We start from the raw sequence: 20,907 nt of genomic DNA, 5'->3' as shown, positions 1-20,907 counted from the left end.
CCCCCTACCCTTCAATCATAAGTTTAAAAGGATTCTCGAGAGTTTCGATAACCCATCTTAAGAAACGGATTGCATCAGCACCATCGATGACTCTGTGATCGTATGAAAGCGACAATGGAAGCATCAATCTCGGCACAAAATTCCCGTCTTTGTAAACAGGTTCGAATGCACCTTTGGAGACACCCAGTATTGCAACTTCAGGTGAATTTACAACAGGAGTAAAATATGTACCGCCAATTCCACCGAGGTTGGAAATGGTGAAGCATCCACCCTGCAGGTCATCGAGTCCGATTTTTTTGTTCCTTGCCTTTTCAGAAATCACATTCATTTCGGCTGAAATTTGTGTCAGGTTAAGTTTGTCAGTTCCCTTGATATTTGGAACGATCAAACCGAACTCAGTATCTACAGCGATGCCGATATTGAAATAGCTCTTGTAAACTATCTCTTTTTTCTCCATATCAACCGATGAGTTGAACTGCGGGAACTGTTTCAAAGCGGCAGTAATCACCTTCACCAGAATCGAAGTCATCGTGAGTTTTCCGCCTGATTTCGCAACATCGGGAGCAAATTTCTTCCGAAGCTGTTCCAGATCAGTTATGTCCGCTTTGTCAAACTGCGTTACATGCGGAATTGTAGCCCAAGCATAACTCAGGTGTTCCGCAGTCTTTGTACGGATGTTGTTCATAGCCTTCCGTTCGATTTCGCCAAATTTGCTGAAATCGGGTAGTGGCTGCTGTTTTATTCCAAAACCGCCACCTGCAGCCTGAGGCTGATCTTTCACTCTGCCTTCATGCAGCGCTTTCGAGTAAGCCTTCACATCGTCAAGGGTTATTCTGCCACCCGGACCTGAACCGGGCACCTTGTTGATATCCACACCAATCTCTCTGGCAAGCCTTCTGACTGAAGGAGCAGCCGGAGCTGAATTTTTTAAGATCGGCGGTTGCATGTCGAGTAATACTCTTGGTGGAGCAATTGTAACTTCAGGGTTACCCAATTCCTCTTTGAGCTCATCGGGGGTAAGTTTTGGTGCAGCGCTTTGAGACGGAACCGCAGGCTGTGCCACAGGTGCACTTGCCCCGGAGTTGGCTGAAGGAGCCGCACCTGATGATGAATCAAGTTTGAACATCACAGAACCAACTTTTGCATGCTCGCCTTCTTTTACAAAGACTTCCGTGATAGTACCTGAAGCACTCGCTGGCACCTCGACCGTTGCTTTATCTGTCTCTATTTCGATTACAGACTGATCTTCAACAACTTTATCGCCAACTTTTACAAGCACTTTGACAACAAGCGCTGACAGGATGGTATCACCTAAATCGGGCAAAATCATCTCGGTCGATACAGGAGCAGAAGTCTGAACAGGGGCTTCGGGAACAGGAGTAACAGTTACCGGTTCCTCAGCTTTTGCTATTGGAGTTTCAACCACTTTTTCAACTGCCGGGGGAGCCGCAACCGGAGCAGCAGCCTGACCTTCTGCGCTAACTGAGAACACAACAGCTCCCACTTCAACTTTATCGCCTTCTTTTACATAAACACCCGAAACTTTACCGGATATCTCGGAAGGGACTTCGATTGTAGCCTTGTCGGTCTCAATCTCCAGAACGGTCTGATCCTCTTTCACCATATCACCCGGTGCAATAAGTACCTTTACGATGGTCGCGGAAACTATACTTTCACCCAGATCGGGTAATTTAAATTCTTTATCCATGGTACATTCCTTTCTTACGATATCATCGGGTTAAGTTTATTTTTGTCGATATCAAGCTCTTCAATGGCTTTATCGACAACTGACTGTTTAACCTTGCCCTCTAACATCAGTCCATAGAGCGCTGCCACGGTAACATATTTTGCATCCACTTCGAAGAAATCCCGAAGCTCTTTCCTGCCTTCACTTCTTCCAAATCCATCTGTTCCGAGAGTTAATAATCTACCGGGTACCCATTTGGAAATTGAATCAGGAATTGCCTTAATGTAATCACTCGAGGCAACAAATACTCCCGAAGCTCCTTCAAAGACTTTCGAAATATAAGTCTGTTTCGGATCACCCGGATTCAGAAGGTTCCATCTCTCGACTTCGAGAGCCTCTCTTCTGAGTTCTTTGTAACTTGTTGCGCTGTAAATATCGGCTGCAACACCATATCTCTCTTCAAGTATTTCCTGAGCTTTAAGCACTTCATTCATGATCGTGCCGCTGCCAAGGAGATTTACCTTGAGTTTCAATTTTTTCTTGTCGGATGAACGGAATTTATAGAGACCTTTTACAATTCCCTCTTTGACACCCTCGGGCATTGGAGGCATCGCATAATTTTCGTTCATAACTGTGATATAATAAAAAATATCTTCCTGTTCTTCATACATTCTGCGAATGCCTTCGCGAATGATGATCGCAAGTTCGAATGCAAATGCAGGATCGTAGGTCAGAAGTGTAGGCACAGGATAAGCGAGGTGGTGCGAGTGACCATCCTGATGCTGCAGACCCTCTCCATTAAGAGTGGTCCTGCCCGCAGTTCCTCCCACGAGGAAACCCTTCGTGCGCATATCGGCACCTGCCCATACAAGGTCACCTATTCTCTGGAATCCGAACATCGAATAATAGATGAAAAACGGAATCATATTCAAACCATGGTTGGCATAGGATGTTCCTGCAGCGAGGAATGATGCCATTGAACCGGCTTCAGTAATACCTTCTTCGAGAATCTGTCCGTCTATAGCTTCTTTATAATAAAGGAGGCTCTGTCTGTCAACCGGCTCATAAAGCTGTCCGACATGAGAGTAAATACCTACCTGACGGAAGAGGGCTTCCATACCAAATGTACGGGCTTCATCGGGAACTATCGGAACTATAAGTTTGCCGAGCTCTCTGTCTTTGAGAAGATTAGCGAGAATCTTAACAAATACCATCGTGGTGGAAACTTCTCTGCCATCAGTTCCTTCGAAGAATTCTGAAATGATTTCCTCGGGTGGAGTTTTAATCGGTCTGATATCAACTTTTCTTTGGGGAACAGAACCGCCGAGCGCTTCCCTTTTGGCTTTCAGATACTGAATTTCGGGGCTGTCGGGAGCAGGCTTGTAAAACGGAGCTTTAGCCACTTCATCATCTGAAATGGGGATTCCAAATCTTGTTCTGAATTCTCTTAATTCATCCTCGTTCAGTTTCTTCTGCTGGTGAGTAATGTTCTTTCCTTCACCGCTTTCACCGAGTCCGTAACCTTTGATTGTCTTTGCAAGAATAACAGTCGGCTGACCTTTGTGCTCATAAGCTGATTTGAGAGCGGTATAAACTTTTTCAGGATCGTGTCCGCCTCTTCTCATCTTCCTCAACTGTTCATCGCTCATTTCCTCAACCATTTTGGTGAGTTCAGGATGTTTTCCGAACAATTTTTCTCTGACATAGGCACCTGACTCTACAGAGAATTTCTGGTATTCACCGTCAACAATCTCTCCGAGAGTCTGAACGAGAATTCCTTTGTCGTCTCGTTCGAGCAACGGATCCCAGTCGGAACCCCAAACAACTTTTATAACATTCCAGCCTGCACCTCTGAAAGCAGCTTCAAGTTCCTGGATGATTTTACCGTTACCTCTTACAGGACCGTCAAGTCTTTGAAGGTTACAGTTTATAATAAAAATGAGGTTGTCAAGTTTTTCGCGGGAAGCGAGGGTGATGGCACCGAGTGATTCGGGTTCATCAGTTTCACCGTCACCAAGAAACGCAATTACTTTGGCGTCAGATTTTGGAACAAGTCCTCTGTCTTCGAGGTACCTGTTAAATCGTGCCTGGTAAATAGCCTGAAGTGGTCCCAATCCCATCGAAACGGTTGGGAACTGCCAGAAATCAGGCATCAGCCAGGGATGCGGGTATGAGGAAAGTCCTCTTGGAGTTTTCAGCTCTCTTCTGAAGTTTTCAAGCTCTTCAACCGAAATTCTTCCTTCGAGAAATGCTCTGGCGTATATTCCCGGTGAGGCATGCCCCTGGAAATAGATCATATCGCCGGGATGGTTTTCGCTTTTTGCTCTGAAGAAATGATTGAATCCGATTTCAAGGAGGGTGGCAACCGATGCATAAGTGGAAATGTGGCCGCCAATTCCGTTCTCAATTTTATTTGCTCTGACCACCATCGCCATCGCATTCCAACGGATGATGCTCTTTATTCTTCTTTCAATTTCACGGTCACCCGGGAAAGGAACCTGTTTTTCTCTCGGAATGGTGTTGATGTATGGTGTGTTGGCGGTGAATGGAATCTCCACTCCTGCTTTGTGTGCCCTTATTTGCAGGAGATGCAGCAATTCAACCACTCTCTCTTTTCCGCCATTCTGAAGAACATAATCAAGAGAATAGAGCCATTCCTGATTCTCAAGTTCCTGTATTTCGCGTAAATTTTTATCGTCTGTCATATAAAACCTGTTTAGTTGTCGATGTTCGTTTCTAAATCTAATAACACGGTGGGGAAATATTTAATTTCAAACTTACAAATTTAGCAAAAGAAATCTAAAATCGCAGACGGGATTCGTGCCCAATGTCCCAAATAGCATTTGCATTTATGAAAAATATGATTTAGATTAACACATTGATATAAATTGTTTTTTTTCCTTCTTTTGAGAAAGCCAAATCATGATTTCTGCCGGGAGTTCAGATTGTAATAACGGCATAACTCTGGACAATTTATTCAGTTTCTTGCCGGGAATGGCATACAGATGCGCCAACGATACTAACTGGACAATGTTTATTATTTCCCCCGGGTCTTTTGAACTGACCGGATATACCCCGGACGAGTTTATAAACCAATTTGTTTCCTACGATTCATTAATTCTCCCCGAATACAGACAAAAAGTTTGGGATGCCATCCAGGAAGCCATCAACACCACCCTTCCTTTCACCATCGAGTACAGAATTTGCACAAAATCAGGCGAGGAGAAATGGGTGTGGGAAAAAGGAGCAGGAATCTACAACGAGGAGGGGAATCTCCTTTTTCTTGAAGGATATATCACCGACATTACAGAGAAAAAAGAACGGGAATTCGAATTTAATACCTTCTTCGATATCCAACCTGACCTCCTTTGTATTGCCACAATTGGCGGAACGCTGATAAGGGTAAACAAGGCATGGGAAAAAACACTCGGCTTTGGGGTTGAAGAGCTGCAGGGACGCTCATTCATCGAATTTGTACACCCCGATGATCTGGAAAAAACCCTGAATATATCCACATATATCTCGGATGACGGGATAATCTCTTCGTTCCGCAACAGATATCTGACCAAAACAGGTGAAGTTGTTACCCTCGACTGGCGGGCAGCAATCAAAAATGATAAATATTATGCCGTTGCAAGGGATGTCTCTCAACAAATCAAACTTCAGGAAAGCGTTAAAGAAAATGCCGGAGTGTTGAAGTCTCTCGTAAATTCGATTACAGAATCCGCTATTCTGATAGAACTCGACGGTACCGTAGTAATCAGTAACTTGATTACTGCCGAGAGACTTAAAAGACCGGGCGAAGACCTCTCGGGGAAAAATATTTTTGAACTTCTTGAGCCCGAAACGGCAGAATACAGAAGAAAAAAGATTGACGAGGTCATCCGTACTAAAGCTTCTGTCCAATTTGAGGATCTACGATTTGGAAGCAATATACTCAACTCGTTCTACCCTGTTTTTGACGAAAATGGCGATGTATACAGACTGGCAATTTTCGGATTCGATATTACTGAACGCAAAGACTCGATACGGGAACTCGAAGCACTCTCAAGTGAACTGAGAGACCTGAACGAAAGGAAAAACAAGTTTATTTCAATTTTGGCTCACGACCTCAGAGGTCCTTTCCACCCGTTGCTTAATTCGCTTGACCTGTTGTACAGCGACTATGAACTTTTTACAGAAGAAGAAAGAAAACAGTTCATCAAATCAAGTTATGAAATTGCACAAACCCAGTTCGCACTTTTGGAATCGATTCTCGAATGGTCAAGAGCGACACAAGGAAAATTGAGAATAAATGCCGAAAGATTTCTGATTTCCACTATCATCCAAAAAGCCATTGCCCAAATGGCGACTGTTTATGAGTCTAAAAATATTTTAATAAAATTTACACCGTCTGAAGAATTTTTCGCTATAGCGGATACCGAGATGACTCTCACCGTCGTAAGAAACCTCCTCTCAAACGCAGCTAAATTCAGTGATGCCGGTGCACAGGTTTGGATCAATCAGAAGGCTACTGATAAAACAATCGAGGTTTCGGTTATCGATAATGGAAGGGGAATCGAAACTGAAAGCCTGAATAAACTATTTGACATCTCTCATACAAGGTCTTCGCGAGGAACATTCAACGAAAAGGGTTCGGGACTCGGTTTGCTTCTTTGCAAAGAATTGTTGGAGAAAATGCACGGCACTATTGTGATTTCGAGTGAGCTCGGAATGGGCACCATAGTTACATTTACCCTCCCGAGAGGCTTGTCGATTTGAGAGCCGGAAATCGAATTCCCTGACCCGCCGGAATTATGATAAAAGAAGTTGAAATCGCCGTCAATCCGGCTGATGCCCGCGATAACGAAAAAATCCGCTCTCTCATCCTTAAATCAATTAAAGAGAAACCTGCAAAAATAACGGGTTATTACATCTCGAAACGGTCAATTGACGCAAGAAGCAAGAACCCCCTTTACCGTTTCAAAGTGCAGGTCTTTATTGATGAACCTGTCGTTACTCCCTTAACACCACCTGTTTACAGAGAAGCAGGGCCAAAGAAAGAAGTAATTATTGTCGGGGCAGGTCCGGGCGGTCTTTTTGCAGCACTTCGACTTTTGGAGAACGGTATTAAACCGGTTATCCTCGAAAGAGGGAAGGATGTGCAGGCAAGAAGACGGGATTTGAGAGCAATAATGCAGTTCCATACGGTAAACCCCGATTCCAACTATTGCTTTGGTGAAGGTGGTGCCGGCACCTACAGCGACGGCAAGCTCTATACCCGCTCTGACAAAAGAGGAAATGTCCTTAAAATTTTGAACATCCTTGTGATGCACGGAGCAGATCCAGATATCCTGGTCGATGCTCACCCACATATTGGCTCGAATAAACTTCCGAAAATTATTTCCTCCATCCGTCAAACGATTCTAGACCATGGTGGTGAAATTCATTTTGATTCAAGAGTCACCGGATTTTTAAGGGTAAATGACAAAATCACAGGGGTTATTGTAAACGAATCGGAAGAGTTCAGAGGTGATGCCGTAATTCTTGCAACCGGTCATTCGGCAAGAGACATTTTTTATCTCCTGGACAGGGAGAAAATTCTGATTGAAGCCAAACCTTTCGCCCTCGGTGTAAGGATCGAGCACCCGCAACCGCTTATCGATCAAGCACGGTATCACTCCAAAACCAGAGACCCGAATCTGCCCGCAGCAAGTTACTCACTCACATGCCAGGCTTCCGGAAGAGGTGTCTATTCTTTTTGTATGTGCCCGGGAGGTATTATCGTTCCGGCATCGAGTGCACCCGGTGAACTTGTCCTGAACGGAATGTCAGTCTCCCGCCGCGATTCCCCTTTTGCAAACTCGGGATTTGTCGTGGAAGTCACTCCAAACGACTGGAATCAATTTGAAAACAAGGGTGCCCTCGCAGCCCTGGAATACCAGAAAATGGTTGAAATTGATGTCTGGAAGGCAGGGGGCAGCACTCAAACAGCTCCGGCTCAAAAGGTAACCGACTTCATAAAGGGGAAAGTCTCCCCTTCACTCTCCAAGACGAGTTATATCCCGGGAACTGTTTCGCTCGATCTGAACAAAATTCTCCCTCATGAAATTTCATTCAGATTGAAAGAGGCTTTGAGAATTTTTGATAAGAAATTGAAGGGCTACATTTCCGAGGAGGCTCAAATGCTGGCAGTCGAATCAAGAACTTCTTCGCCTGTCCGTATTCCACGAAACAGGGAGACACTTATGCATCCGCAGATTTCAGGACTTTATCCCTGTGGTGAAGGAGCGGGTTACGCCGGTGGAATTGTATCCGCTGCCATCGATGGTGAAAATGTGGCAGCAGCTATTCTAAACTCCTCTTCCGATAGCTGAGGCTATTAACCTCACCTCATTAATCAACTTTTCGAATTGATCCGGGAAGAGAGCCTGTGGACCGTCCGACATCGCTTTTGCAGGATCGTTATGCACTTCAATTATCAGTCCGTCAGCGCCTGCGGCAACGGCAGCCCGGGCAACAGGGGTTACCATGTCGCGATAGCCTGTGGCGTGTGAAGGGTCGGCAATAACAGGAAGATGACTTTTCTGTTTGATAACAGGTATTGCCGAAACATCAAATGTATTTCTGGTGGATGGTTCAAAAGTCCTGATTCCCCTCTCACATAAAATTACTTTATTGTTTCCGCCTGCCAGTATATATTCGGATGACATCAAAAGTTCATCAATGGTCGCAGAAAGTCCCCTTTTGAGGAGTACAGGAATATTTAATTTCCCGAGCTCTTTCAGCAACGGGTAGTTATACATGTTTCGTGCACCCACCTGAAAAATATCAGTATATTTCCCGACAAGATCGATGAGAGTAAGATCAATTATTTCAGTAACGACCTTTAAGCCGTTTTCATCTGCAGCTTCCCTGATGAATCTGAGACCTTCCTCTCCCAATCCCTGAAACGAGTAGGGGGAGGTTCTTGGCTTGTAGGCACCACCTCTTAAAATCTTCGCACCCGATTTTGCCACATAACGCGCAACAGCATGAATCTGGGTTTCATTCTCCACAGCACAAGGACCCGCGATTATTGTAACTTCGTCACTTCCGAGCGATGCATTACCAACTTTGATTATGGTATTATCAGCTTTAAATTCCCGTCCTGCAAAAACATACGGTTCGGATATGCTGAGTACCTTCGCCACTCCTTCGATCATACTGATTTCTTTTATGTCGCTCTCGGGTTTCATTCCCCCAATACCAATAATCCGCTGTCCTTCCCCCTCGGATTTTAATACAGAATAGCCCATACCCTTGATCTTCTCAACGATTCGGTCAATCTTTTCTTCATCTGCTCGCTGTTCAAATACTACAACCAACTTGATCTCCGGGAAAAATGAACTGCAAAAGTAATTCTATTTTGCATGTTTAACAATAATTTATTGGTAAACAATACTGAATATAAATTGTTTGAATATACAAATATAATGAATTGTGGTTAGTTGCTCTTTGTTGAATTCGAGACTTTATGGTATACTCAAATCTTCGGTTGAGAATGGTGATAACGGCCGGCGGATCATCGAAGACAGGGAAAGAAAACTATCCCTTCTTTGTCAGTGCATCAAGTTTTTCTTTTATTTCGAGATTTTCCGGGTACCTTTGGGAGAGATTACGAAGCATCTCAATCAGTTTATTCATGTCGTTTATCTTGATGTAGTAATCAAGCAGCATGTCATAGGGGCTTCCGGCATCATCATATGAAAACGGATCTTTTTCAAGTTCCTTCAGGGCAAGTCCCTCGGAAATGACGCCAAGTCTTTTGAAATCATTCAACTCACCCACCCTCTCGTAGAGAAGGGCCGCCCTGTAAACGGTTGAATAATTCCTGATCAGGGTTCCCGGTTTAAGATTCATATCAAAATAAATCAGCACTCGTTTTGCCTGACCTTTGTTTTCCATCATAAGGTACGAATCAGCAAGATCGAAATAAAGATTGGAATAGTTATCAATGAGGGAATACAAAGACCTGTCGCGAACCACTTCTTCTGAATTGATGGAACCGAAATCGAATGGCATCCCAAAATTTGCCGTTTCATCAAAATAATCTTCCGGTGTACTCAAGAGTACCTCGAGCAAATCGCTGTTTATCGATTCATTTCTTTCAGCGGTTACATAGGGAAGCATCCTGTATGCGAGTCCTTCTGCGCGGAGATATTTAGAGAACACGGTGCGTGCCCTTCCCTGATATGTCGGTGTGAAGCAGATATCCCTAAGCCATTTTGTTTTGGCGATTATGTCGAATATAACCTGCTCCGAACCTGTTACAACCAGTTGGGAAGAATCTGCTTCTTTCTCCGGAACCGGAGGGAAAACGAAAGTCAGTTTTGGGAATCTCTCTGTGCTTTCAACCTTGTATTTGTCGAGAACTGACAACGGGATCTCGAGATTATACTTCTCAGGTTTTTTTACCTGTGGTTGAAGTCGTTCAATTTCATCCTCAGACATGTCCATTCCGGCATTATATGTTCCCATAAAGTAATTTGACTTCATAAGTTTTACATACTCGGGGGCATTCAAAAATCCGGCATGCAAAAAAGTGACATCTTTCCTTAGACCGTCCATGAGTTGAAGGTAGTAAACAAGAAAAGTTTCCAGTTCATCTTCTGAAAATACTATTGCATTCTGAGGTATCGATCTTAAAAGATTCTCGCCATAATCGAAATATGCCCCCGATATCACTCCGTTTTTTAGGATTTGTCTGAAGCATATCTTTGCCGAATCAGGCTGACCTTTCACCATATACGAAAGTGCCGCAGTTCCCCAAATGGAAATAATCTTGGAATAGGCGCTTAAGTGCCACGATTCACCTTTGTATTCAGGTGACAATTCGATCGATTTGAGGAAGTGTGCAACTGATTTTCGCAGGAATGACATATCCAAAATCGGGAGGTAATTCATAGTGGGGAGGGATATTCTGTCGTAGGCATAGCCCAGAAAGTAGTGAGCTTCCGGATTTGTCGAATCTGTGAGCAGATACTGTTCCAGCTTCTCCGCAGCTTGAGAATAAAGTTCAATCTGAACTGTATCGCTTGTTTCTGCCAAACGAAAAATATCTTTTCCGCTCTCCAGCAAATTCTGCGAAAGTCCAACTGCCTGGAGAACGGAAAAAATTAATATATAGTGTTTAATCTTGCTCATCAAAATTCTTTATAATCGATAAGCAAAGATAAACAAAAGAGGGATTAGCTGTTAAGCTACATCCCCCGAAGTGCATTTACGATATTCAGTCTGGCTGCTCTGAATGACGGCAGGAAACCGCCAATGAAACCCATAACCAGTGAAAAGATCAGAGATGAAATGATTATCGCCGGAGAAAGGGAGAAACTGAATGCTATCTCTGAAAATGATGAGAAATTCAGGGTCGATATCTTCACAAATGAGAGGAAAGATGCAAGTCCCAACCCGATTACGCCGCCGAGAAGTGCCAGAAACAGCGACTCGATCAGGAATGCCATCAGTATGCTCCTCCTGCTGAAGCCGAGGGCTCTCATCGTTCCAATTTCCACTGTTCTGTTCGCAACCGCAGAGTACATCGTGATTGTGGCTCCGATGGTCGCTCCAAAACTGAAAATCACTGTGACAAATATTCCGACTATGCTGATGAACAGCGAAAGTCCCTCCGACTGCTCGGCATAATATTGCTGCTCTGCTTTTGCTTCATATTGATTAAGCCGTTTATCCTTGAGCAAAAACTGGTTAAACTGATCAAGACTATCGGGAGAGACGAGTTTTGTTGTCAGTGTGCTTACGGTACTACCTCTGTTGAAAGCTGCAAGAATCTGTGAAGCATCACCCCACAGTTCCGAATCGAAACCACTTCCGTCAGTTGTGAAAATTCCAACAACTGTCCAGTCACCACCGGCAAATTTAATTTTCTTTCCGATTTCAGTCTCCGGGAATTTTGCAACGAGTGCATCGCCCACAATCAGTTCATTCACTCCGAATTTGAATTCGCGTCCTTCAATAATCCTGACCTGAGGTCTGAGTTCTTTATATATCTCATTTAGTCCTCGCACAGTCAGATTACCTGTGGCACCGTCATCACGGGTAAGATTGATCAGAACCACCGGCTCTTTTGAGATAAGAGGTTTCCCGGCAGTCGATTTACTTATCAGTGGTGATGTGGAAATAATTGATTGAGCCTCTCCGTCAATAAGACTGGATATCTCACCCGTCGCAGATTTTCTGACAATCTTAATATTATCAGGTGAACCCGTCGATTTGAGGGTTTTCTCAATTCCATAAGCCATCATTAAAACCGCTGCGAAAACAAAAGCCACAAGTGCAACACCGGCAATGGTAATTGAAGTGGTGAGTTTTCTTCTCTTGAGGCTGTTTACTGTATATTTTAATGGTATCATACTCTTCTCCTTACCCTACAAATCTGAATCCGTCAACAATCTTTGTATTGACGGCTTTGTGAATCGGGAAAATCGATGCAATTATTCCGACCAGCATGGCTGAAAAGAAAGCAAATAATATTGTCATCGTTTTTACTTCCAGGATTGGGAATATTGTTTTTGGGACAATCTGACTCAAACCATCGACAAGAGAGATCCCGAGGAAGAGTCCAATGAGTCCGCCAAGAAAGGATATAACCAGCGATTCACCGAGTATCAGGCCTGTCAGATGCTTTCCTGTAAATCCGAGTGTTTTCAGCACTGAATATTCCCTGGTTCTTTCCCTCGCTGCCATGATCATGGTATTACCAAGCACGAGCATTATGATTCCGATAATTACATATGAAACCACATTCATTGCTGTGATAATGGCACTTGTGGAGGCAAGAAATCCCTGGTTGAATGCCCTTTCCGACTCTGTTTTGGTGGTAAATGAGCTGTTTGTAAAATATCCGTCAACCTTTTGTGAAATGGCAGCAATTTTGTCAGGATCGGTAACTTTGATAATATACCAGCCCACTTCATTTGCCCTTGCTGGAGACTCTTTCTGCAGGCGTTCGTTTACATAATCCCAACGGAAGTACATGCCGGTCGCATCAGTTATCTTGTCGCGGGCTTTATAGACGGCTGCCACCTTGAAATCCCAGTTTCCGGGGTAAATATCCCCTTCAATAGTAACAATATCACCTTTTTTGATATTGAACTTTGTAGCGGTAGCCTCGCCAATTACACACGACTGAACATCTTTTTGAAATGCGGCTTTTTCTTCAGGCGTAATCATAAACTCGGGATACACTTCGAAAAAAGTATTATGATCCACTGCCATTCTGCCGAAAAAGTTTTCCTTGTCCTTGTAGACTCCCTGAAACCAGTTTGCCCATGAAACAATTTTTACTCCGTCGATTTTCTCTATTTTATCTTTGTATGCTACCGGCAGAGGGAAGATAAATGATACGGCATTCCTGACAATTACACGATCTGCAGCAGCAGCTTCCACTCCGATATCCCATGCCGTAATGATTGTTCTCATCACAACAAAAGCGATAACGGCAACTGAAATACCAATAATCGTAAGGAAGGAACGCAATTTGTGCCGAAGTGCATTCTTCAGCATAATCTTTAAGATTTTCATACTGTCTCCTTGACCAGTTCACCTTTCTCAAGATGAAGGACACGACTTGCTCTCTCAGCAGCATGCGGATCGTGAGTTACCATTACGATAGTTTTATGGTAATCTTTATTAAGTTTTTCCAAAAGCGACAGAATCTCGGAAGCCGAGTTTTTATCCAGATCTCCGGTCGGTTCATCTGCAACAATTATCAATGGATCAGTTACAATTGCCCGGGCAATAGCCACTCTTTGCTCCTGACCACCTGAAAGTTGTTTCGGGGAGTGGTGCATTCTGTCACCAAGTCCTACTATGGTCAGTGCGGTTTCGACATGTTTTTTCCGCTCATCTTTTTTCAACTTGGTAAGAAGAAGCGGCAGTTCGACATTCTCGAAAGCAGTAAGAACAGGTATCAAATTGTAGAACTGAAAAACAAATCCGATGTTAGCCGATCTCCATTTGGCAAGATTCGACTCACTCATGCGCCCCACATCTTCGCCATTGATATTAATGGTGCCTTCTGTGGGTCTGTCAATACCTGCAATCATATTCAAAAGTGTGGTTTTCCCCGAACCCGAAGGTCCCATCAGGGCAAGAAACTCACCACTCTCGACACCGAGACTCAGTTTATTCAAGACAGGAATCTCGAGGTTGTTTCTCCAATACGATTTTTGAAGGTTGTTGATCTCTATTAAAGATGACATATATTACCTGTTATTGTTTGATTTTCACTTTTAGACCGGGAGTTATTTCTTTTGTGACTTTTTCGAGAATTTTGTCACCCTCGGCAAGTCCGGATGTGATTTCGACAGAGGTTCCGTATTCCTTCCCGGTTGTTACAGGAACTTCCACAATTTTGTCGTCTTTCACTTTGTAAACATACTTTTTATTATCCCGTTTTACGATCGAAGTTACAGGAATGGCAAGGAACGGCTTCTGATCCGTGTTTTTAACGGGTTCAGCGAGAAATGAAACCCTCGCCCTCATCTCAGGCAAAACCTTGCTGTCATAATCCTTAAACCCGATCTTCACCAATACCGTCGCTTTTGACCTGTCGGCAGTAGGTACTATTTTTGCTACAAAACCTGCATATCCCTTGTCAGGGTAAGCATCAAGATAAACCTGACACTCCATGTTCAAAGTTATTTTATCGATATTCGATTCGGACACATCCGCTTCCACCTGAAGGGAGTTCATGTCCGCTATCGTAACAACCGCAGCTCTTGAATTGGCGCCACCCGACAATGGAGAAACCACCTCTCCGACCTCCGCATTTTTTGTCAGTACCGTTCCATCGAAAGGTGCCCTGATGAGAGTATTTTCGAGGTCCACTTTGAGCCGGGCTATCTGGGTTTTGGCATAATCGATACCTGCAACCACCCGTTTTAACCTTGTTTCTGCAGCATCAAGTTCGGTTTCGGTCAGAGCATTCCTCTCAAACAGTTGTTTCGCCCTTCTGAAATTGTTTTCAGCTTCCTTAAGGTCAGTCTCAGAAAGTTTCAAGTTCGACTCTGCCTGCTGTATCTGAGCGATAATGTCTGTATCTTCGAGCCGGGCGATAACTTCGTTTTTCCTTACTTTATCACCCTCCACTACCTTCAGAAAAACCAGTCTTCCCATTGCTTTCGATGCAATGGAGGCCTTTCTTTGAGCCACTACATAACCATTTCCTGTGAGCAGGGCTTCACTTTCTGTTGGGGTTTGCATTACTGCGGTCGTCATTTTTACTTCTGCCGGAGGATCAAAAATATCACCAAAAAAATAAAAAACCGCCCATGCGATCGCTGCCAATAATATTATCAGCACCCCGAATTTGATGTATTTTCCGCGGTTTTCCGGATTTTTTCTTTGAGTACGGTCAATTTTTAGTGTTGAAAGATCCATTTCTGAATCGGGCATGTTAAATTCTCGTCTGAATTGAATTTTATGAATAATTATACTGTTAAATTATAAAAGGGCAAAAATAACAAATTTCTCCCTTAATTTCTTGAATTCTGGATATAAAACTATTCAACAGAAACCATTCTTTTTAACCGCTTGTTTAGAATATATACCATTCAACCAAAATCCTTGAATATCATTAATCTTTTCGTGATTTTGGCTGTCCAATTATCAGTATTATTAAATTTCTACGATGAGGAAAATGAGACACATCTTAATTCTTTCAATTCTCTCACTCATAATTTTGTCGAGCGAGAGCCTTAGCCAGCAAAAAAAACCTGTAAACACACCCGGCGGAGCAGATCCTTCAGGTGAGATTTCAGGTGTACTCGTTGATGCCAAAACCGGCAAACCGGTTGAGTATGGTAATTTTGTAATTTACCGCAAAAAAGACAAAGCTCTTGTGAACGGGACTGTAACAGACATTTCCGGGTTGTTCAAAATGTCCCAGGTGCCCTTTGGCTTATATACTGCTGAAATCTCATTTATTGGTTATGAGAAACTCACAATCGACTCGATACTGGTGACTCCAAAGAGTCTGTCTGTTGATTTGGGGATTTTGAAGTTAAGACCTGCCGGAATGACAACTGATGAAGTACTGGTTACAGGCGAAAAAGACGCCATAATCAACAATCTCGACAAACAGATTATTAATGTTGATAAAAATATCGCATCCGCAGGCGGAAATGCCGCCGATGTCTTAAGAAATGTCCCTTCGGTACAGGTTGACATCGATGGTAACCTGACTCTTCGCGGGAATGGAAATGTCAAGATTTTGATCGATGGCAGACCAGCCAACACAGGCGGTCAGTCAATCGGTGATATTTTAGCATCAATACCTGCCGGTTCGATCGAGTCCATCGAACTCGTAACAAATCCATCAGCCAAATATGATGCAGAAGGCACCGCCGGTATTGTGAATATTAAACTGAAGAAGAAATCAAACCTTGGTATCAACGGTATGCTCTCTTCAAATGTCGGAACAAATGACAAATACAATTCCTCGGTCAATTTGAACTACAAACTCGAACATATCAATTTCTTCGGAAATTTTGATTTCAGAGTGAACAACTTCATGAACGAGGGTAACTCTGTGAGAACCGCCTTCTATCCCGGTTCCACAAATATCCTCTCCCAGACTTCCAACGGTAATTTTACCATGAACATGAGTAACTACAACCTTGGTTTCGACTGGTACCTTGATGACTTTAATACCCTGACACTTCAGGGAAATTACAGGAAGTTCAATTTTGATAATGCATTCAAGACTCAAAACACCTCCACTTCTTCAGGAACTCCTGCAGAGGTGTATCAGAGATACAGCGAGGGTGCAAGAGATTTCCAGAATCAGAACTACTCCCTGAACTACAAAAGAACTTTTACGGATAAAAACACTGAGCTGACTGCAGACCTGACTTTCTCTAGAAATGATGTAAACCTCAACAGTTTCTCGAATGTCGACAGATTCAACAATTCCTCGCTCGTGAAAACCAAAAATGATTCAAAAAACAAATTTGAGTTTCTTGTCGGTTCCATCAACTGGTCAATGCCCCTGTTTGAAAGTACAACAAAACTTGAAACAGGTATCAAAACCACTTTCAGAAATCTGAACTCAGGTGTTTCCTATTTCAACTGCGATCCTGTAACTGACAACTGGGTGCTGAACACCAACCAGACTAATGTCTTCGATTACAATGAACAGATACATGCTGCCTTTGCAATCTTCACGGGAAGTTTCGGCGACTTCAAATATCAGGCAGGTTTAAGATCTGAAACAACAATTGCGGATGGTAAAACGGACAGAACCAATGTCAAAGTGGATAAAAATTACACTGATTTCTTCCCGTCAGTCTATCTGACCTACTCACCGAGTATGATTCAGGAGATCAGGGCAAACTACAGCCGCAGAGTTGACAGGCCAAATCCAAGACAGGTGAATCCTTTTGTTGATAATACTGATTCACTTAACATCTACTTCGGTAATCCGAATATCAACCCGCAGTTTACAGATTCTTATGAACTCGGTTACTCACTCTTTATGGGGAAACTGAACTTCATGACAACCCTTTTCTACCGTCAGACGAATGGTGCAATCAACTCATTCACCCGTCTAATCGGTAACGGAATAACTGAAACGACCTGGGACAACATTGCAACTCAAAAAAGCACAGGATTTGAAGTCAGCACAGGTGGTGAAATTTTCTCCGGATTCCGTCTTATGCCGTCGTTCTCGTACTACAGAATTCAGTTGAATGGTGAGTCGGGATTGACAAAAATAAATCAGGATGATTACAGTTGGAATGCAAAACTCATCTCCTCGCTAAATCTCTTCGAGGGTGCAAGCATGCAGTTAATGTTCAATTACAACGCTCCTTCTGTAAATGCCCAGGGCAGAACTGAAGAAATGTATTTCATGGATGTCGCTTACAAACAGGATTTCTTCGACGGTAACCTGTCACTCACAGTAAGAGTTTCCGATCTCTTCAACACAATGAAGTGGACCAACTCAACTGTCGGTACCAATTTCGATCTGTCGAACTATCGTAAGAATGACTCCAGAAATGTTTATGTAGGGCTTACCTACACCTTCAACAGCTTCAAAAAACAGCAGAAGAAAGGTGGAGAAGAGGGTCCCGGAGCTGATTCCTTCTAAACAGTCAGAAATGATTTTGGAATCATGCACTACTTAATTTTACTTTCACGATAACGACTGTTTCAGTCTGTGAATAAAGCTGCCTTGTGAGACCGGGGCAGCTTTTTTTTGTCCATTCGCTTGATTTCTGATTTCCTATATTTACAAATCACTTATTCAGGTTTTATATGAAACTTCTTATCGCCGGATCCTCCGTAGAGGACATGATTCATACAAACGGCAAGGTATTAAACCAGCCGGGAGGGATGTTTTATGTAGCTTCTGCCTTTGATGTACTTAAGGAGGATGGTGATGAGATTTTTATGCTGACGAACCTCTCCGAAAAACAAAAGCACCTCTACTTCCCTCTTTATGAGAGATTCAACCGATCGCTCGTCAATATTGTTGATCAACTCCCGGTCAACCACCTGCTCATTCACGAAAAAGGCGAAAGAGAGGAAAAATATGAGTACCTGACGGAGAAAATTAAATTTGACCCGGCGGCCCTGTCTGACCTCAACCTAAGAGGAGTCCTCGTGAATCTCATCACCGGTTTCGATTTTACACCGGATGATCTGAAGACGATAAAATCAATTACTCAAGCCCCCGTTTTTCTCGATATCCATTCGAGAGCAAGGTCCTTCAGCGAAGACGGGAACAGGGACTTCGCCAAAATCGATGATATTGATCAGTGGGCAGCCTCTGTCGACATCCTTCAGGCGAATGAAACTGAAATTCTTTGCTGTGGTACCGGAGAAATAGAGGAATCGATAGTCGAAAATATCTTAAATTTGGGAGTCAAAATTGTTTTGGTTACCAAAGGCGATTTAGGGGTAAGAATGTATTACCGGCAAGATGGTGAGATAAACTCCCTCTTCGCGAAAGCAATCAAAGTGGAAACCATTAACAAGGTCGGGTGTGGCGATGTGTTTGGTGCCGCATTTTTCCTCAACTGGTTGAGAACCGGTGACGCTGTAAAAGCACTTTATGCAGGAAATGCTGCCGGTGCTGTAATATCAACTTATAAAACAACAGAACAGATAGAGAACCTTAAAAAAGATGTTGATTCCCTCTTATATGAAAAATAAAATTTTGATTTTTGGCGCATCAGGTATGCTTGGACAACGGTGCTATGAATATTTCGCCAAAAAACTCGGTTACTCTGTCCTCTGCTCTTCCTTCGAAGAAAAGTTCTACGACACTTCCGCAAATTATGTTCAGGCGGATATTACAAAAAGAGACAAGGTCAAATCGATTATATCGAATTTTTCCCCCGATTACATCATAAATGCCGCTGCGTTTACCAATGTGGATAAATCCGAGTCCGAACGGGAACTGGCATGGAGCATCAATGTAAAAGCTGTGGAATACATGGCTGAAGGCGCCAGGAACTGTGATGCCCATTTGATACACATCTCTTCAGACTACATTTTTGACGGAATAAAAGGTCAGTACTCCGAAAACGACAAACCCAATCCCGTTGGTTACTATGGAAGGACCAAACTGGCGGGTGAAAATGCCCTGAGAATTTCGAACGCACTCTACACTATATTGAGAACGAATGTACTGTATGGTGTGATAAAAGAAGGGCGGCTTGATTTTGTGCGCTGGGTTGTTGAATCGATAAGAAAAGGTGAGACAATAAGAATTGTGACCGATCAGATAAATAATCCCACTTTCCTGGACGACCTGGTTAGAGCCATTGGACAGGTGATGGAATTTGGAAAGTACGGAGTATATAATATAGGTGGCCGGGAATTCCTCTCCCGTTATGATTTTACAATGAGAATAGTCGACTTTTTTGGTCTCGATAAATCGCTCGTGAAAGCAATAACCACACCAGAGCTGAACCAGCCGGCAAAAAGACCTCTGAACTCAGGACTGGTAACCATTAAAGCAGAAACCGAATTCGGCTACTCTGCCAGTTCGATAGAGGATACATTCAGATTTATGAAGGACGAACTTAACCTCTAATCGTTCGAGCCCATCAAATCTGAAATAAACTGCATGTTTTTTGAATCAAAATTTGAGATTACAATCTTTAGAATTGCCGTCAGGGGAACTGCCAGAAACATCCCCATAATACCCCAGATGTAACCCCAGATTATAACAGAAAAAAGAATAACCAGAGGATTCAGGTTGAGCCTTTTTCCAACTATCATAGGCTCGAGAAGATTAAAATAAAGGGTTTGTATCCCTGCCATACAACCAACAACCAGCAGCGTGAAAGTGATTTCCCCTGAATCCACCAGCGACATCAGGGCGGGAAGTATTGTTGCGAAAGCAGACCCGATTGTGGGTATAAAGTTCAGGATGGCAGTAAATGCACCCCATACAGCGGGAAACGGCACTCCAAGAATGCCAAGAACAACACCTACGGTTACACCGGCGAGGATGTTGAGAACAAGTTTTGTAATAATATACTTTTGTATCTGTTCGGGAATGGTTTTAAATGTTTTTTCAAGCTTTGTGGTTTCTTCTTCGAGATCATGGTCGGGTTGGACTGCGGATTGACCTGATTCATCACCAACAAGCTGTTTTCGTTTGATAATTTCGAATTTTTTCGGAGAGACAACCCTTTTCTCGATGGCTCGATATATCGCTTTGTGACCGGGGAGGATAAATGAAAAGAAAAATATTACAAAAAGGGCATAACCCATCAGGTCGATTGTGGATGTAAGCAATCCTCCAGCAAGTGAACCGTAATCGATCTGTTTTAGAAGCGATTGAATTGAAAAATTATTCAATGCCGGATCGCTTATTCCAATGGATGTGGCGGTACTCATCACCATTGCTGAAAGTTTTTTATCGTACAGATCGAGTTCGCTGCTAAAACTCATGAGACTGTCTATGATAAATTTGCCCGCAAACCAGGTCATGGTGAAAGTAATAGCAATATCCAACAATCCCGCAATTGCAAGTGGTATTTTCTTCGAAGTGAGAAACTTGTTAAGCGGTACAAAAAGAAAATAAAGAAAATACGCTATCACAAAAGGAAGAAATAGGTTTTGAAGTTCTTTCAGTACGATAACAATGGCTACAATTCCCAGTGTCGCGATGAAAAATTTTGTCAGAGTATCCAGTGATGTTTTTTCGGTCATGGCTTCAAATG

Annotated in this window: 14 protein-coding genes; 5 read left to right on the top strand and 9 right to left on the bottom strand. The window is 43.1% G+C overall.

What is annotated here, in order from left to right:
• Positions 1-4: 4 nt before the first annotated feature.
• Positions 5-1,708 carry a dihydrolipoyllysine-residue acetyltransferase gene (locus J0L60_14300; protein ID MBN8547301.1) on the bottom strand — a complete coding sequence of 568 codons (1,704 nt, stop codon included), beginning with the start codon at positions 1,706-1,708 and terminating at the stop codon, positions 5-7.
• Positions 1,709-1,722: 14 nt separating this feature from the next.
• A complete protein-coding gene (gene aceE / locus J0L60_14295; protein ID MBN8547300.1) occupies positions 1,723-4,392 on the bottom strand; it encodes a pyruvate dehydrogenase (acetyl-transferring), homodimeric type in 2,670 nt (889 codons plus the stop codon).
• A 217-nt stretch (positions 4,393-4,609) separates the two neighbouring features.
• On the opposite strand from aceE, the gene J0L60_14290 reads away from it, so the two are divergent.
• Positions 4,610-6,448 carry a PAS domain-containing protein gene (locus J0L60_14290; GenBank protein ID MBN8547299.1) on the top strand — a complete coding sequence of 613 codons (1,839 nt, stop codon included), beginning with the start codon at positions 4,610-4,612 and terminating at the stop codon, positions 6,446-6,448.
• 35 nt (positions 6,449-6,483) lie between these two features.
• Positions 6,484-8,043 (top strand): FAD-dependent monooxygenase, encoded by a 1,560-nt coding sequence (locus J0L60_14285; GenBank protein ID MBN8547298.1) that lies wholly within the window; start codon positions 6,484-6,486, stop codon positions 8,041-8,043.
• Here the strand turns inward: J0L60_14285 and aroF are convergent.
• From aroF to J0L60_14255, 6 genes are all read right to left on the bottom strand, one after another.
• Positions 8,020-9,033 (bottom strand): 3-deoxy-7-phosphoheptulonate synthase, encoded by a 1,014-nt coding sequence (aroF, locus tag J0L60_14280; GenBank protein ID MBN8547297.1) that lies wholly within the window; start codon positions 9,031-9,033, stop codon positions 8,020-8,022. The genes J0L60_14285 and aroF overlap by 24 nt on opposite strands.
• 220 nt (positions 9,034-9,253) lie before the next feature.
• On the bottom strand, positions 9,254-10,852 hold the full coding sequence (locus J0L60_14275; GenBank protein ID MBN8547296.1) for a hypothetical protein: 1,599 nt from the start codon (positions 10,850-10,852) through the stop codon (positions 9,254-9,256).
• A gap of 56 nt (positions 10,853-10,908) precedes the next feature.
• Positions 10,909-12,075 (bottom strand): FtsX-like permease family protein, encoded by a 1,167-nt coding sequence (locus tag J0L60_14270; GenBank protein MBN8547295.1) that lies wholly within the window; start codon positions 12,073-12,075, stop codon positions 10,909-10,911.
• A 10-nt stretch (positions 12,076-12,085) separates the two neighbouring features.
• Entirely contained in the window at positions 12,086-13,246 is a 1,161-nt protein-coding gene (locus tag J0L60_14265; GenBank protein MBN8547294.1) for an FtsX-like permease family protein, read from the bottom strand.
• The gene (locus J0L60_14260) at positions 13,243-13,926 is read right to left on the bottom strand and encodes an ABC transporter ATP-binding protein (GenBank protein ID MBN8547293.1); all 684 of its coding nucleotides are present in this window, start codon (positions 13,924-13,926) and stop codon (positions 13,243-13,245) included. Before J0L60_14260 ends, J0L60_14265 begins: the two co-directional genes overlap by 4 nt.
• Before the next feature lie 10 nt (positions 13,927-13,936).
• Positions 13,937-15,121 (bottom strand): efflux RND transporter periplasmic adaptor subunit, encoded by a 1,185-nt coding sequence (locus J0L60_14255; GenBank protein MBN8547292.1) that lies wholly within the window; start codon positions 15,119-15,121, stop codon positions 13,937-13,939.
• 244 nt (positions 15,122-15,365) lie between these two features.
• Between J0L60_14255 and J0L60_14250 the strand changes: the two genes are divergently transcribed.
• The 3 genes from J0L60_14250 to rfbD all read left to right on the top strand — a co-directional run bounded on the left by J0L60_14250 (position 15,366) and on the right by rfbD (position 19,769).
• Complete coding sequence (locus tag J0L60_14250; GenBank protein MBN8547291.1) at positions 15,366-17,816, top strand: TonB-dependent receptor; 2,451 nt, start codon at positions 15,366-15,368, stop codon at positions 17,814-17,816.
• Between the two features lie 167 nt (positions 17,817-17,983).
• Positions 17,984-18,883, top strand: coding sequence for a carbohydrate kinase family protein (locus tag J0L60_14245; GenBank protein MBN8547290.1), 900 nt, complete (start codon positions 17,984-17,986; stop codon positions 18,881-18,883).
• Complete coding sequence (gene rfbD, locus J0L60_14240; GenBank protein MBN8547289.1) at positions 18,855-19,769, top strand: dTDP-4-dehydrorhamnose reductase; 915 nt, start codon at positions 18,855-18,857, stop codon at positions 19,767-19,769. Before J0L60_14245 ends, rfbD begins: the two co-directional genes overlap by 29 nt.
• Here rfbD and J0L60_14235 read toward each other — a convergent pair.
• Positions 19,766-20,896 carry an AI-2E family transporter gene (locus tag J0L60_14235; GenBank protein MBN8547288.1) on the bottom strand — a complete coding sequence of 377 codons (1,131 nt, stop codon included), beginning with the start codon at positions 20,894-20,896 and terminating at the stop codon, positions 19,766-19,768. The genes rfbD and J0L60_14235 overlap by 4 nt on opposite strands.
• Between the last annotated feature and the right edge of the window lie 11 nt (positions 20,897-20,907).

The sequence above is a fragment of the Ignavibacteria bacterium genome (assembly GCA_017302895.1).
Taxonomy (GTDB): domain Bacteria; phylum Bacteroidota; class Ignavibacteria; order Ignavibacteriales; family Ignavibacteriaceae; genus UTCHB3.
This window is presented reverse-complemented; position numbering and strand designations above follow the sequence as displayed.